The sequence below is a fragment of the Emticicia fontis genome, from assembly GCF_054779675.1.
Map to the genome: position 1 here is coordinate 53,312 of NZ_BAAGXU010000017.1, position 16,190 is coordinate 69,501.

The following is a 16,190-nucleotide window of genomic DNA, read 5'->3' on the forward strand; positions in this document are numbered from 1 at the left end:
TCATAAGTCTATGAGGTCCATCTTTAGTATAAAATTTGATAAGTGAAGAGTGGATTTTTAATGATTGTTTGATTTTCGTAAGTTTTGGTTTGAATTTCGTTTAGAAAATAGCTATCTGATAAACTAATTTTGTAAGGTAAAGTTTAAGCGTTTAAAGAACTATTTCCAGTACTTTTGAAGAAATAGTGAATGAAGATAATCAATTGAAGCGTATGGAAAAAGTAGAGACCATCGAAGAGATGTATCAAAGGAAGTTTGAGTGGATGCCAGAGAATATCCGCAATGAAATAGGGCATTTCAATTTATTCAGATTAGAGCCGCTGATAGATGGCAAGTCTAAACCCGTACCCTATAAACGTCGGGATTATTATAAAGTCATGCTGATGGTTGGTAATAGTCAGGTGCATTATGCCGATAAAATAATTGAGGTAAAGAAACAGGCTTTATCTTTCTCGAATCCGCAGATACCGTATAAATGGGAGCATCTAGAAAATGTTAGAAGCGGAGCTTATTGCATTTTTAATCAACACTTCTTCCATCAATTCGGCAATCTGAATCAATACGAAGTTTTTCAACCGAATGGCACGCATATATTTGAGTTGACAGATGAGCAGGCAGATAAAGTAAATGCCATTTTTGAGCGGATGTTTGACGAAATCAATTCTGACTATATGCATAAGTATGATTTGCTCAGAAATATGGTATTTGAATTATTGCATTTCGGGATGAAAATGCAACCTTCGTCAACTTTTGAAAAACAGCAGATGAATGCCTCTCAGCGCATTGCTACTATATTTTTAGAGTTGTTAGAAAGGCAATTTCCTATTGATGATGCGCATCCGGCAATCCAATTACGTTCGGCATCAGATTTTGCTAACCAACTAAATGTTCACGTCAATCACCTGAACAGAGCAGTCAAAGAAATCACACAGAAAACAACCTCTCAGATTATTACCGAACGTATTTTACAGGAATCAAAAATACTACTGAAACAAAGTAAATGGAATGTATCTGAGATAGCCTATGCTTTGGGCTTTACGGAAGTAACGCATTTCAATAATTTCTTCAAGAAGCATGTTCAGCAAAGCCCAGTGAAATTCAGGAATATTTGATTTTCGTAAAATCATTATACATGATTAAATTTTGTTCTTTATAAAATGATAATAGCTATGCAAAAACGCAAATTAGGAAATAGTAATTTAGAGGTATCAGCCATAGGTTTGGGCTGTATGGGCATGAGTTTTGGCTATGGCCCGGCAGGCGAAAAAAGCGAAATGATTAAAGTAATCCGCACGGCTGTTGAGCAGGGGGTTACTTTTTTTGATACGGCCGAGGTATATGGCCCTTTTACAAACGAAGAATTAGTAGGCGAGGCCCTGGAACCATTTAAGCATGAAGTTGTGATTGCTACTAAGTTTGGCTTCAATATTCAGGATGGAAAAATGGCTGGTGTAAATAGCCACCCGGATAATATCAGAATAGTAGCTGAAGAATCACTAAAAAGATTGAAACTGGAAGTGATAGACCTTTTCTACCAGCATCGGGTTGACCCTAATGTACCTATCGAAGAAGTGGCCGGAACGGTAAAAGACTTAATCAAGGAAGGGAAAGTAAAACATTTTGGTTTATCGGAAGCCGGAGCAAGTACTATTCGCAAAGCGCATGCAGTACAACCAGTTACTGCCTTGCAAAGTGAATACTCACTCTGGACACGCCAGCACGAAATAGATATCATTCCAACCATTGAAGAATTGGGTATTGGTCTGGTAGCATTCAGTCCACTAGGGAAAGGATTTTTAGCAGGCAAGATTGATGAAAATACCAAATTTGCGGAAGGAGATATTCGTAATATTTTACCAAGGTATACAGAAGAAGCGCGCACAGCCAATAAGACTTTGTTGGACTTATTGAATCAGTTTGCTGAACGAAGAAATGCCACAACTGCCCAGATTGCTCTGGCATGGGTATTGGCTCAAAAGCCTTGGATTGTACCTATCCCTGGTACAACCAAAATCCATCGCCTGACCGAAAATAACGGTGCGGCTGCCATTCAATTAACAACAGAAGAATTGCAGGAAATTGAAAATGCCTCAGCGCATATCAAAGTGATAGGTACACGCTATACCGAAGCCATGGAGAAATCGACGGGATTATAATTTTATAAAATACTTATGCCTATATAGTTAAGCGTCTGCTTGATTATATAGGCATTTTATTTTATAAAACAATAATATACAAATGTAGAAAAAAGGATAAATTTGCTGATATTCGTGAGATGCTCTAATGATAATCTCTCTTTGTTTTAATAGAAAGCGTTTAACACATATATATCCTAAACTCCTCATATTTGTCATTATGCACGACCAGTTTATTGAGTACGTTTACCTTATCCTGATTATTCTGGCATTGGTTATGGTGGCCAATAAACTTCGTTTGGCATACCCGATAGTACTTGTTTTAGGGGGCCTGGCTGTTAGTTTTCTTTCAATATTTTCTAATGTCACCGTTCACCCGGATTTAATCTTCTTTATTTTTCTACCGCCCTTATTATATGAATCTGCCTGGCAGGTATCATGGAAAGAATTCTGGCGATGGAGACGCATCATTATGAGTTTTGCCTTTCTGGTAGTGATTATTAATGCCGGGGTTATTGCCGTATTTTCAGTAGCACTAATTCCGGGATTCACTCTGGCACATGGCTTTCTTTTAGGTGGAATTGTCTCTCCGCCTGATGCAATATCTTCGTCTACTATCATGCGACGCCTGAAAGTACCCAAGTCATTATTAAGCCTTGGTGAGGGCGAAAGTTTGTTGAATGATGCTTCCTCTTTAATTATCTTTCGCTTTGCATTATTAGCTATACTTACAGGCAATTTTTACTTTCAGGAAGCAGCCACCAGCTTCTTTTTAGTGGTAGTGGTAGGCGTATTGATTGGCCTTTTGGTTGGGTTAGTTTTCTATGGTATACACCGGTGGTTACCTACTACCCCAAGTATTGAGATTGTCCTCACGCTCATTACACCTTACTGTATGTATTATTTTGCTGAATATTTCCATTTTTCGGGCGTATTGGCAGTAGTAAGTGGAGGGCTTTTCTTATCAAGCAGAAGGCAAAGAATACTTTCGTATGCAAGCAGGATTCAGGGTGTAAATGTCTGGGGTAGTCTGGTCTTTGTAATGAACGGCTTAGTCTTTCTCCTGATTGGATTGCAATTGCCCTCAATTGTTGAACAATTGGGAGATACGCAATTAAGTGAAGCCATTGGCTATGGCTTAGCCATATCTTTTGTACTCATTGTGGTTCGGGTTTTGTGTGCGCTCGGGGCATCTGGTTTTTCCCATTGGGTTAGTCGCTATATCACAGTAGCAGATGCCAATCCGGGATGGAGGCTGCCCCTTGTTTTTGGTTGGGCAGGTATGCGTGGGGTAGTGTCATTAGCCGCGGCGCTTTCTATTCCATTGATTACCAATGATAATCAGCCATTTCCGTATCGTAATCTTATTTTATTTATCACGTTCATTGTTATTTTAGTGACTTTGGTTTTTCAAGGGCTCACGCTTCCTTGGCTTATTAAAAAAGTACAGATGGAAGATAAATATGCAACTATGTCTGAGCATGATCAGGAAATACTCATCCAGAAGAAAATCCTGCAATATTCTATACAGCATTTAGAGAAAAAATATGAGGAAGATGGCGCTAAGGACAATCAATTAAGTGATTTGCTTGAAAAATTAAGAATTGAGCTAAGACTGTTTAACCAAACCATAGCCGAAACAGACCCAGCCGAAGAACACCCTTATAAAAGCTACCAATATACTTATCTGCAGTTATTAGAACACCAACGAGAATTGCTTAACCGAATTAACCTGAAAGCAGAGTTTGATGAAGAACTCGTCAGGAAATACCATTCTTTGATTGATATTGAAGAGTTTAAGGTGCGGGAGAAGATGTTGGAATGAGTGTTAGATTCTATTTACTAAGGTATATTTTATCAACCAGTAATTTTGGTAGATAATTCAGTAATATGTATAACATTTCAGGAGAAAAATAATGGAAACTTTGTGTTGAAAAAAGTACGACACAAATTTCTCCATATTCTCCCATGAAATCAATGAAAAAATTACTGTATTTAACGCTTATATTATCTGCCATATTTACAAAAACTGTTGCTCAGGAAACTTCTATTTTCCCCAAAGGTGAAATTTCTACCACTGACAATCATACAGGAACTGTCTGGCTTAAAGAATTAAGTGAGGCCGACAATAACTTCAATTATAGTCTGGCCTTTGCCACTTTCGCACCAAGCGCCAAGCTGGACTGGCATTCTCATCCGGCCGGTCAAGTCTTATTAATCACTGAAGGCACAGGCTATTATCAGGAAAAAGGTAAGCCTATACAGATTGTTCACAAAGGAGATGTCATTAAATGCCTTCCAGGTGTTGAGCATTGGCATGGAGCTTCTCCGGGCAGTACTTTTTCTTATATTGGTGCTACCCCAACACAGAAAGGGAAGACCGTTTGGGCTAAAAGAGTAACCGACGAAGAATATAATAGTATTACTCCACCTGTGCCGACTAATAGTAGTACAAATACAGAGCAGGAAATTATTAAGCTCTCAAAAGATAAATGGCAATGGATGGCTGATAAAAATGTAGAGTCTCTGTCAAAACTATTTGATGAAAAATCAGTTTTTGTGCACATGGGAGGTTCATGGGAGAAAGACCGTGAAATAGATATTATCAAGAGCGGTGGAATCCATTACAAAAAGGCAGATATTCACGAGGTTTCTGTAAAAATCATTGATGACAATACAGCTATTTTATTGAATAGAATTACGCTTCTGGCAGTGGTAGGAGGAAATGAAGTAACCAATCCATTCATGGTAACAGAAGTATATGTCAAGAAAGATGGTGCATGGAAAATGGGCTCACTCTCGTTTACTAAACTAATGACACCTTAATCTGTTTGATTTTCGTAAGTATCCGTTTGAATTGCGTAAGTAATTCTGATAATATAGTATTTTATTTACATCTATTTATCCTGTTAAATTCTGTAATCTATCAACACTACGATTTATGGCAAAATATAATCTGAAAGTTAATGGAAAAATCCATGCAATAGACGTTGACCCCTCAACGCCTGTTTTGTGGGTTTTACGCGACCATCTTAATATGCCCGGCACTAAGTATGGTTGCGGCGTAGGGATGTGTGGTGCTTGTACAGTTCACCTGAACGGGTCAGCAGTGCGTTCATGCCAACTACCTGTATCAGCAATAGGAAAGCAAGCTATTACTACGATTGAAGGTTTATCAGCTAATGCCAGCCATCCGATACAAAAAGCGTGGATTGAGCATGATGTAGCACAATGCGGCTATTGTCAGGCAGGGCAAATGATGAGTGCCAGCTCTCTGCTTAAAGAAAATCCCAAGCCGACAGATGAAGACATTGACGTCTATATGAGTGGCAATATCTGTCGTTGTGGAACTTATCTGCGCATCAAGGAAGCCATTAAATCAGCCGCAAAAACTCAACCCCAAAAGAAATGACAAATCCAAAAACATATAGCAGACGTTCTTTTCTGAAATCTTCTGCCTTAACAGGTGGTGGTCTGATGCTTAGCTTTACCTGGTTGTCAGGTTTCAAACCTGCAGATAAGGTAGCTGAATTGAACCTGCCTGAGCACTGGAATCAATTGACCGGATATATTCAGATTACATCTGACAATATAATTAAAATCTTTTGTCCAAATCCCGAATTCGGGCAGAATGTAATGACCTCGCTACCCATGATTGTAGCAGAAGAATTGGACGCTGATTGGAAAAATGTAGTAGTCGAGATGAGCACACACGATAATGTGAAATTCGGCTCACAATTTACAGGCGGAAGTAACTCAGTCAGAATGTATTGGAAGCCACTCCGTGAAGCAGGAGCTGCTGCTCGGCAGATGTTATGTCAGGCTGCGGCGGAAACATGGGGCGTACCAGTCAATGAAGTTTCTACAAAAGCAGGAGTATTGCATCATTCGAGTGGTAAATCGGCAAAATTTGGAGAAATGGCGGCTAAAGCAGCCACTATTCCTGTGCCAAAAGGGATGAAGCTAAAAGAGCCAAAAGATTTTACCGTAGTAAGAAATTCGAAGAAAAATGTAGAAGGGCAAAAAATAGTTACAGGCCAACCACTTTTTGGATTAGATTATCGTGTAGATGGGATGTTAATCGCCATGATTCAGCATCCTCCTGCTTTCGGTATGAAAATGAAGTCTTTTGATGCTTCACAAACCCTCAAAATGCCAGGTATCAAAGATGTTTTCACTCTGAAATTGTATGAAGAAAGTTTCCAGCAAGCAGGATTTGATACCCGTACTTTTAATGATTTATTAGTGGTAGTGGGAAATACAACATGGGAAGTAATGAATGCCCGTAAAAAACTGAAAGTAGAGTGGGAGTCCGCCGGAGATACCAAAGACACCATGACAGGCAGAGGTGGCAAAAGAGAAGTAATTGTGCCGGGCACGCTTGAAACGAGTACTACTCAGTTAGACAAAATGCAGGAACGCGCTAAACAACCTGCAACTGTTTTAAGAAAAGACGGAAATCCTGAAACGGCTTTCAAAAATGCTGCTCAGATTATTGAGCGCACTTACAATGCACCGTTTCTGGCGCACAACTGTATGGAGCCTATGAATTTTTTTGCCCATGTAACAGAGGAAAAAGCCTTATTGGCAGGACCTCTGCAAGCACCGGGTTGGACAGAGCCTACGCTTTCAAAGATTTTGAATCTGCCTGCTGATAAAATTGAAATTCAGATGACCCGTATGGGTGGAGGCTTTGGTCGCAGAGCTTATGGGCATTATCTTTATGAAGCAGCTTTGATTTCTAAAAAAGCTAAGGCACCTATTAAGCTTATCTATACCCGCGAAGATGATATGACTTATGGTATTTATCGCCCGATGTACACAGCAACTTACCGCGCGGCTTTAGATGCCAATAAAAACCTAATTGGGTTTCACATAAAAGGTGGAGGGATTCCTGAAAATGCGATTCATGCCAATCGCTTTCCGGCGGGAGCGATTGATAATTATCTGGCTGAGGGTTGGGAAATCCCATCCAATATTACCATTGGCGCATTCCGCGCACCTCGTTCTAATTTCAATGCAGCAGCCGAGCAGTCTTTTTTAGATGAGGTAGCTGAAGCGATGGGAAAAGACCCGATTGAAATGCGACTTGAATTATTGAATCGTGCCAAAGATAATCCGGTTGGTAAAAACAATGAGTACGATGCCAAGCGATATATAGGTGTTTTGGAACTCCTTCGCGAAAAATCAGGTTGGGGGAAGCCGGAAAATAATGATAGAAAGAGAGGTGTAGCCGCTTATTTCTGTCATGCTTCTTATGCAGGCCATGTAGTAGATATGGTCATGAGAGACGGACAACCTTATGTAGAAAGGGTTTTTAGTGCTGTTGACTGTGGTGTGGTGGTGAATCCCGATGCGGCCATTAATATGGTACAAGGAGCAGTAGTTGATGGTATCGGAAATTCTTTGTATGGTGCGCTGACCCATAAAGATGGTGCAGCCGAACAAACGAATTTTGATAATTATCGTATCATTCGCCACAATGAGGCACCTAAGAAAATAGAGGTTCATTTTGTGGAAAACGATATTGATCCGACAGGTTTAGGTGAACCGCCTTTTCCTCCAGTTTTTGGAGCAGTGGCAAATGCCTTATATAAAACAACAGGTAAAAGATTTTACAACCAGCCTTTTGCCGTAGAAATGACAAAGTCTTAAAAGGCTTTGGTATTTATATTTTAAATATGAAGCAGATATATAATTTCGATACAGTTAAAGCATACAACGACTTTAACAATCATGAAACCTTGCATCCTTTAGTAAGTGTACTCGATTTTTCAAGAGCATATCCAAGGACAGGGTCTCGAATGACTTTTGAATTATATTGTATTATATTAAAGGATGTAAAATGTGGCGATTTAAAATATGGTCGCAATTATTACGATTATCAGGAAGGTACGCTGGTTTTTATCTCTCCGGGACAGGTAATTGATGTAGAAAACAAAATTGATATTTATCAGCCAACAGGGCATGGGCTCGTATTTCACCCTGACCTGCTTCGTGGCACTTCGCTGGCTAAAAGTATGCAAGAGTATAGTTTTTTTAGCTATCAAACCAACGAATCATTGCATCTTTCTACTCGCGAAAGAACTTTAGTCTTAGATTGTTTTTCTAAAATTGAAAACGAACTACAACAGTCTGTTGACAAGCATAGTAAAAAACTGATTGCTTCCAATATTGAGTTATTTCTGAATTACTGCGACCGTTTTTATGACCGTCAGTTTATTACCAGAGATAATGCTAACAGAGGTATTCTGGAAAAATTTGAAGAGTTACTGAATGGCTATTTCACATCAGAAAAACCTGAAACGATTGGTCTGCCATCTGTGGCTTATTGTGCCGATGAGTTGCATTTATCACCTAATTATTTTGGAGATTTAATTAAGAAAGAAACGGGAAAATCGGCACAGGAATACATACAAAACAAAATAATAGAGGAAGCCAAAAACAGGATATTCAATGGCGATAAAACTGTTAATGAAGTTGCTTATGAACTAGGGTTTAAATATCCTCAACACTTTACACGTTTCTTTAAGCAGCACGTAGGGCAAACACCGAATGAATACAAAGCGCTTAGCCACTTGAATTAATAAAAAGATGTATCCGATAAATTTAATTATAACAAAAATGCCCCTCAACCGAAGGGCATTTTGTTGAATATACGTATTTATGTTTTAAAACAATTTCTGTTTATTTTTCAAACGCTGATAGCGTAACAATCCTTCCAAGAAATAATAATCAGCATATACCAATGGTACATCAATTTCTGACTTAAGCGGTTTGGCACCTACTGAGTGTTTCAGAATGAAATGATTGTTTTCTCCTAAATTCGCTTTATAAGCAGGGCCTGTCAGACTTTCCAGCATGGTTTCGGCAGCATCAAAATAGGTTTTGCTTTTTGCTTTGTCTACATAAGTACTTAGTTCTAACAAAGCGGAAGCAGTAATAGCACCCGCTGAAGCATCACGCTCTTCGTTCGGAATATTTGGTGCGTTAAAATCCCAGTAAGGAATTTTATCCTTTGGCAGATTCGGGTTATTCAGATAGAAATCGGCGATTTTTACTGCCTGTGCGAGATATTTTTTGTCTTTGGTTTCTCTATACATATCTGTATAGCCATACAATGCCCAGGCCTGGCCTCTCGCCCAAGCTGACTCATCGGCATAGCCCTGATGGGTTCCTTTTTTCAATACTTCACCATTTTCGCCATAAGCAATTACGTGATAGCTACTATTATCCGGACGGAAATGGTTTTTCAAGGTATTATCCGCATGGGTTACACTGATATTATAAAATTCTTTATTGCCTGATTCACGCGCCGCCCAGAACAAAAATTCAAGGTTCATCATATTATCAACAATAACAGGATATTTAAAGCCCTTCCAGTTATTCCATGATTTGATTACTCCGACCTTAGGATCGAAACGAGTGGCTAAAGATTTAGCTCCGGTGAGCATAATTTCTTTGTATTTCGGATTTTTGGTCAGGCGATACCCATTTCCAAAAGGACAATACAACATAAAACCTAAATCATGCGTGCCTGTATTGAACTGTTCCTTTTCAACGGCCATAGTCCATTTGTCGGCTGCTTCTTTCCATTTCTGGTCTTTGGTTTGTTCAAAAATATACCATAAAGAACCACCAAAGAAACCACTACACCACCAACTGGTTGGCATATCTCTTGGCGAACCATCAGGATTAGTTGACTGAGGCGTTTTAGTAATATCAGGGTGGCTTTTCAGCATGCCTTCATATTGCTGAGCAGCAAAGGCAAATTCTTTTGCTACATCAATCTTCTTCTGGCCAAGAACGATTGATGAAACAAAAAACGATAAAACAATTAGTTTTGAGGTAAGTCTCATAAAAAGAAAGGTTAAAATAATTAAAACAATCGTATGATTAACGCAGCTCTGAAATCGGAACAAAATCCATATCTGCAAATGATTGGTTTTCACCAGCCATCCCCCAGATAAATGAATAATTGGAAGTTCCACAGCCTGAATGCACCGACCATGGTGGCGAAATAATAGCCTGATGATTAGCTATCCATAAGTGACGGGTTTCCTGCGGTTGCCCCATCATATGCAATACGCCATGATTTTCTGGTACATCGAAATAACAATAAGCCTCCATACGGCGGTCGTGCGTATGCGAAGGCATAGTATTCCAGACACTACCCGTTTGCAATAAGGTCAAACCCATTACCAACTGGCAGCTTCTGATGCCATCCAGATGAATGTATTTATAAATTACACGTTGATTAGCCGTTTCAATAGCACCCATACTTGCCGGAGAAGCTTCTTCTTTGGTCATCAGGCGCGTTGGGTAAGTGGCATGTGCAGGCGCAGAAAGAATAAAGTATTTTGCCGGATTATTGGTGTCGACACTTTCAAAAACTACTTTTTTCGTGCCTTTACCTACATACAAACAATCTAATTTATTAATATTAAAAGCCTCACCATCGACAGTAATTTTGCCATCACCTGCTACATTAATAATCCCGATTTCTCTTCTTTCCAAAAAGAAATCAGATTTCAACTCATCATAATTGCCTAATTCAACCGCTTCATTTTTAGGCATAATTCCGCCTAGAATCATACGGTCATAGTGAGAATAAACAATATGTATCTGGTCGGGTGTAAACAATGTCTCTACCAGAAAATTGCTTCTCAATTCAGCCGTACTCATACCCGCCGTTTCTTTTGGGCTACTTTCATATCTTGCTTGCATATCTTTAAGAATTTAGTGATTTAGTAAATGAGTGATTGAGTGATTATATTTGAACTGTGATTAGTCTAGTTTCTGGTAACACTTCTTTAACCTTCCCTCTGCCTTAAATTAATCACTCATTCACTAAATCACACAATCACTAAATAGATTACCTCCCCATCCAACCGCCATCTACAGTCAGGATAGTGCCATGTACATAGTCGGAGGCTGCGGATGCTAAGAATACCGCTGGGCCTTTGAAATCTTCTGCTTCTCCCCATCTTCCGGCTGGGATGCGGGCTAATATCGAAGTACTTCTATCAGGGTCATTTCTTAAGGCTTCGGTATTGTCTGTGGCGATATAGCCGGGCGCAATCGCATTTACATTAACGCCTTTAGACGCCCATTCATTGGCCAATGCCTTTACCAAACTACCAATAGCACCTTTGCTGGCTGCATACCCGGGAACATTGATGCCTCCCTGAAAGGTAAGTAAAGAGGCCGTAAAAATGATTTTACCTAAGTTTTGCTCTACCATTCTGGCGCCAATTTCACGCGCCAGAATAAATTGAGAATCAAGGTTAATGGTCATTACTTTATCCCAGTATTCGTCAGGATGTTCGGCAGCAGGTTTACGCATAATTGTACCCGCGTTATTGATTAAAATATCAATCGTCGGGAAATCAGCCTTTACTTGTTGAATAAACGCATAAAGGCTTTCGCGATTCCCGAAGTCGGCCTGGTACGCCTTGAAATTTCTTTGTAAACCTCTAACGGCGAGTTCTACCGCACTGTTTTCTAATTCAATACTGGCAGATACACCAATAATATCGGCACCTGCTTCTGCCAGTCCGATAGCCATGGCTTTGCCTATACCTCTGTTGGCACCTGTTACAAGGGCAACTTTGCCTGAAAGATTAAACATAATATAAGGTAATAGAATTATTCTAAGATAAAACAGATGAAGCTGTCAGTAAAATCAATCAAATATACCTACGAAGATGCAAACTGAACATAGGAATAAACAAATAAATAATTGACTTTATTTATGCAATCGTTATCGGGAACGTTACCAAAAAGGCTTGTTCATAACACTGGTATAGATAATTTTAATATCTTTGATTGTCGTTCAGACTTCTGATTATTTATAGGCTCCCAATTGAGCCGGGCATAGAATTGTATTTTACTTGTATTAATCTTGGAAGCTATAACCATCAAAGATATTGCTAAGGCACTTAACCTCTCTACCTCTACAGTTTCAAGAGCGTTAAGGGGTAGTTATGAGATTAACCCGGAGACAAAAAAACTCGTATTGGAATATGCCGAGAAGATGAATTACCATCCAAACCCGATTGCTTTGAGTCTGAAAGAAAACCGGAGTAGGGCCATAGGAGTGATTGTACCGGAGATAGCCAATAATTTTTTCTCGCAAGCCATTAACGGGATTGAGGCGGTTGCCTATAACAGAGGCTACCATGTTGTGATTTTCCAGAGCCATGAATCGTATGCACGTGAGCGTAGTAATATCCAGCATTTAGTCGGACGAAAAGTAGATGGGGTATTAATTTCGTTATCTGGTGAAACTACAGACGTAAGCCATTTGCAGGAAATACAGAAAAGGGGAGTACCATTGGTGGTTTTCGACCGTATTTCAAATGAAATTGAGGCCAATAAGGTAATTGCTGATAATTTTCAGGGAGCATTTCAGGCAACTGAACATCTGATTCGATCAGGTAGAAAAAGGATTGCCCATATTACCAGCCCATCTTTGTTGTACACTACTAACGAAAGATTTGAAGGTTATAAAGCAGCACTGGAAAAATATGAAATACCCTTTGACACAAATCTGGTACGCTATTGCGGATTTGCCCCAGAAGAAGCACGACAAGTGATTTTTGAATTATTAGATACTCAAAAACCTGATGCCATTTTTACTGCCAGCGACCGCCTCGCTTTAGATAGTTTTGCAGCTGTAAAAGCCAAAGGAATCAATATTCCTGAGCAGGTAGCTTTTATTGGGTTTACTAATCTGCAAGTGGCACATTTATTAGACCCACCTTTAAGCACGGTTGTACAACCTGCTTTTGAAATAGGCAAAACAGCCGCAGAAATGCTCCTGGATACGATTAATAAAAAGCAGAATACGGCCACAGTAAAAACCATAAAAATACCAACAGAAGTAAATCTTCGGACATCTTCCAACTAAAAATCCACAAACCAAAGGCTTGTGGATTTATTTCTAAACTAAACTATAAATTAAAAATAAACGCTTACTGAATGCTTAGATTAAAATCTAAGTTCACATCATCGCTACCCGGTGTGGGTGTACCGTCTTTCACATCTTTTCCATTCACAGGCGGTTGATGACGTAACTGTACTTTCAGTTTACCTGTACCCACCGCTCCGGTTTGAACCGTTCCAGTCAAGCCAATCGGGAAATTACGCACGTCTTTGTCTCCATAAGTATAAGTCAGAAGGCTTGCAGGTGATGGAGTAAATACAAATAAATGTTCCTGACTTTCTGTCTTCACTTCGTTTGTAATGTCTTCCGCAGGCGTTTTCGATTCGTTTAACAACTCTACTGTAAGTGTGTAGCTGGTGTTAGGCTTTAAACTGATATTGTCGAATTTAGTAGGGGTGTTTCCTCCATCACCATCAGGGTCAGTAAAAACAAAAGTTTGTGTATTACCACCTGAGGTGAAATTTAATTTAACAGTAGTAATGATTTCGTTTTCTTCTTCAACATCTACCGAAGTGTCTTTACATGCCGTCATTGAGAACAACAGAGCTACGGCTAGGCTAACATAAACAATAATGCGATTTTTTTGCATGGGTTTTAGATTTTAATGATGAGTCTGTATTTGCAACAATGGTGCAAATATAAGGACTCATTTTTGTTTGTGCAACATTATTGCAAATTAATATTCGATTAGAAAATCGACTTTTAGAACGAATACTTAGCTCTCACCACAACGTTTCTCCCGATTTCATCCACAAAATACCTGAACCGGTTCAGATAATCCCGATAAGAGGTATTCAATAAATTGGTGACTGTTAATGATAAATCTAAATTATTTCTATTATTAAATCTCAACTGTTGTGTAAACATGGCAGACCAAAGCATATAAGCAGGTGGGGGAGGTGCAAAATCTCCACCATATTGATTAAAGATGATTTCATCCGCAGGAATCTCACTAAAAATTACTTTAGTCGGTACGCGATTTTGCTTGGCTACATAAAGATTGGTCAATGAAATACCGCTCTTTTTCCATTCATAACGCAGAGTGTTTTCCCAACGATTCGGTGGAATCATAATCAATGGCTGGTCATGCGTAAGGTCTTGTGCCTGTAAATAGGATAATTTCGAATTTAAAGAAATATGTTTCTGAATCTGAAAATTACCACTCAAATCAAGCCCTCTGAAACGAGCATTGGTTTGTGTATACCAGAATTCGGGGAAAGCTCCACGGATAGTAAGCGTTGGTCGCCCCGTTGGAGATAGAAAGATAAAATTACGTATATAATTATCGTATAGATGTAATTCTAACTGAAAGAGTTTGGTGATATAATTGGTCGTAAACGACAAATTAGTAGCTACTTCCGGATTTAGATTTTCATCTCCTTTCTCATAACTGGCTGCTCCATGATGTACCCCATCGCTATATAATTCATTGACAGTCGGTGCTCTCCAGGCAGAAGTAAGGTTGAATAAAAAATTCCATTGCGAATTAGGTCTGAAATTCAATCCAAAAGTACCAGTAAAATTTTCGTTTTGCTTGCTACTCTCTGCTACATCCTGCATTCCTCTCGGAATTCTATATACATCCAGATTTCTGAAATCATATCGAACGCCCCCCTCAATTTCCCATTTACTTTTCACAATTCTTTCAATCAGAAATACGCCCCCTGTCATGTTCTGAAAATTAGGGATTAGAACTGTAGAAGAACGAGGCTCACGCAAAGTGCCTGAAGTTAGGTTTTGCTGAAAATTGGCATTCACACCCATTGAGCCGGTTAATAATTTAAACAAAGGCTTATGTTCAAACAGTAATTCTCCGGTATAAGTAGTCAACTGAAAAAGCTGAACCAGATTTTTATCACCGCGCAGAATATCTACTTCTTTCCTATAATTATATTGGCGGCCTAAAGTAAGCGATAATTTACCTCCTTGTAACTGGTGGGTAGATTTTAGCTTTAATAAATTATGTTGCACATCCTGATAGGGTCTACCAATATTATAAGTAAAAGTTTCAGGTGTATAAATGCTCAACGGGCTTCCACGTTTAATCGCTTCAACCAAATCCGTTACATTACCAATATGTGAGCCTGAAAACACGCCAATCTGGGTATTAAACTGACTAAAGAAAACTTCTGACTGCCAGTTTCTCTGCTTATAATTAGCTCCAATCGAGAAATTGATTTCTGAAAGACCTGTATTGGCTAAACGATAATTTGGTGTCGAAATATCACCGCCCCTCTTAAAAGTACCTTGTACACGATACCCAAACGATTGGGGAATCTCAGCTTTTTTAGGACGGAGGCCGCCTTCTACTATTGCCGAGGTTACTACCTGATTGCCATTCGTAAAATAAACCGTATTTACCTCACCTCCAATTTTAGTAGAGTCGGGTAAAGTTTCCGGTTCAAGCATGATAACGCCGGCAATGGCATCAGAACCATATCTTACTCCGGCTGCCCCTTTTAAAACCGTTATTTTCTTGGCTACAAAGGGGTCAATTTCGGGTGCATGTTCACTACCCCATTGTTGTCCCTCTTGTCGCACACCATTATTCATAATCAAAACACGATTGGAGTGCATACCATGAATAACCGGCTTTGAGATAGAGCTACCAGTCTGGAGTGTAGTTACCCCTGAAATCTGCTTCAAAGTTTCACCTAACGATTGTCCTCTTGTCTGGTCAAGCGCAGTGCTTTCCAATACGTTCTTGGTTTGGGTCAGGTTATCAATTTTTTCTGCTTTAATATCTACATTAGCTAAATGTAATTCTCCTTCCGAAAGTTTAATTTCCTGCTCGGCTTCGTGTACCAATTTAATGGTATAGGTTTTATCCTGATAACCAACAATCCGGCCAATAATGGTATAAGTTCCCTGACAAAGATTGGCAATATGATAGTGCCCGTTGACATCGGTACTAATACCTTTATTGAGTTCTTTAATCAATACTACTGCCCCAACAATAGGCTCCTTCGTAACGTTGTCGAGCACTACTCCATGTATAAAACAATCACAATGTGGGGTGGGTGTAGATGTCCCTTCCTTTGTTTGAGCAAAAGATGAAGCATATAAAAAATAAAAAAATATAAGAAGGCTTTTCTTCATGAGTCAAT

Annotated in this window: 13 protein-coding genes; 8 read left to right on the forward strand and 5 right to left on the reverse strand. The window is 39.2% G+C overall.

The annotated features are described in order from the left end of the window. Positions 1–212: 212 nt before the first annotated feature. From ACYVFA_RS09805 to ACYVFA_RS09835, 7 genes are all read left to right on the forward strand, one after another. On the forward strand, positions 213–1,112 hold the full coding sequence (locus ACYVFA_RS09805) for a helix-turn-helix domain-containing protein (protein ID WP_460471647.1): 900 nt from the start codon (positions 213–215) through the stop codon (positions 1,110–1,112). Between the two features lie 57 nt (positions 1,113–1,169). After that, a complete protein-coding gene (locus tag ACYVFA_RS09810; protein ID WP_460471648.1) occupies positions 1,170–2,156 on the forward strand; it encodes an aldo/keto reductase in 987 nt (328 codons plus the stop codon). Positions 2,157–2,355: 199 nt separating this feature from the next. Then, entirely contained in the window at positions 2,356–3,960 is a 1,605-nt protein-coding gene (locus ACYVFA_RS09815) for a Na+/H+ antiporter (protein ID WP_460471649.1), read from the forward strand. 152 nt (positions 3,961–4,112) lie between these two features. Next, the gene (locus tag ACYVFA_RS09820) at positions 4,113–4,961 is read left to right on the forward strand and encodes a DUF4440 domain-containing protein (protein WP_460471650.1); all 849 of its coding nucleotides are present in this window, start codon (positions 4,113–4,115) and stop codon (positions 4,959–4,961) included. A 115-nt stretch (positions 4,962–5,076) separates the two neighbouring features. Then, entirely contained in the window at positions 5,077–5,547 is a 471-nt protein-coding gene (locus tag ACYVFA_RS09825) for a (2Fe-2S)-binding protein (RefSeq protein WP_460471651.1), read from the forward strand. Beyond that, positions 5,544–7,790, forward strand: coding sequence for a xanthine dehydrogenase family protein molybdopterin-binding subunit (locus tag ACYVFA_RS09830; RefSeq protein ID WP_460471652.1), 2,247 nt, complete (start codon positions 5,544–5,546; stop codon positions 7,788–7,790). The genes ACYVFA_RS09825 and ACYVFA_RS09830 overlap by 4 nt, the downstream gene beginning before the upstream one ends. Before the next feature lie 26 nt (positions 7,791–7,816). Then, the gene (locus ACYVFA_RS09835; protein WP_460471653.1) at positions 7,817–8,722 is read left to right on the forward strand and encodes a helix-turn-helix domain-containing protein; all 906 of its coding nucleotides are present in this window, start codon (positions 7,817–7,819) and stop codon (positions 8,720–8,722) included. An 84-nt stretch (positions 8,723–8,806) separates the two neighbouring features. On the opposite strand, the gene ACYVFA_RS09840 is transcribed toward ACYVFA_RS09835, so the two are convergent. The 3 genes from ACYVFA_RS09840 to ACYVFA_RS09850 form a co-directional block, all read right to left on the reverse strand. Continuing rightward, positions 8,807–9,994, reverse strand: a complete 1,188-nt coding sequence (locus ACYVFA_RS09840) for a glycoside hydrolase family 88 protein (protein ID WP_460471654.1) — start codon at positions 9,992–9,994, stop codon at positions 8,807–8,809. A gap of 37 nt (positions 9,995–10,031) precedes the next feature. After that, on the reverse strand, positions 10,032–10,862 hold the full coding sequence (kduI, locus tag ACYVFA_RS09845) for a 5-dehydro-4-deoxy-D-glucuronate isomerase (RefSeq protein ID WP_460471655.1): 831 nt from the start codon (positions 10,860–10,862) through the stop codon (positions 10,032–10,034). Between the two features lie 148 nt (positions 10,863–11,010). Then, positions 11,011–11,766 carry an SDR family oxidoreductase gene (locus tag ACYVFA_RS09850; protein ID WP_460471656.1) on the reverse strand — a complete coding sequence of 252 codons (756 nt, stop codon included), beginning with the start codon at positions 11,764–11,766 and terminating at the stop codon, positions 11,011–11,013. Between the two features lie 273 nt (positions 11,767–12,039). Between ACYVFA_RS09850 and ACYVFA_RS09855 the strand changes: the two genes are divergently transcribed. Continuing rightward, positions 12,040–13,047, forward strand: coding sequence for a LacI family DNA-binding transcriptional regulator (locus ACYVFA_RS09855; RefSeq protein ID WP_460471657.1), 1,008 nt, complete (start codon positions 12,040–12,042; stop codon positions 13,045–13,047). Between the two features lie 64 nt (positions 13,048–13,111). Here the strand turns inward: ACYVFA_RS09855 and ACYVFA_RS09860 are convergent, their stop codons facing one another. After that, positions 13,112–13,672 carry a hypothetical protein gene (locus ACYVFA_RS09860; protein WP_460471658.1) on the reverse strand — a complete coding sequence of 187 codons (561 nt, stop codon included), beginning with the start codon at positions 13,670–13,672 and terminating at the stop codon, positions 13,112–13,114. Between the two features lie 113 nt (positions 13,673–13,785). Continuing rightward, the gene (locus ACYVFA_RS09865; RefSeq protein WP_460471659.1) at positions 13,786–16,182 is read right to left on the reverse strand and encodes a TonB-dependent receptor; all 2,397 of its coding nucleotides are present in this window, start codon (positions 16,180–16,182) and stop codon (positions 13,786–13,788) included. Between the last annotated feature and the right edge of the window lie 8 nt (positions 16,183–16,190).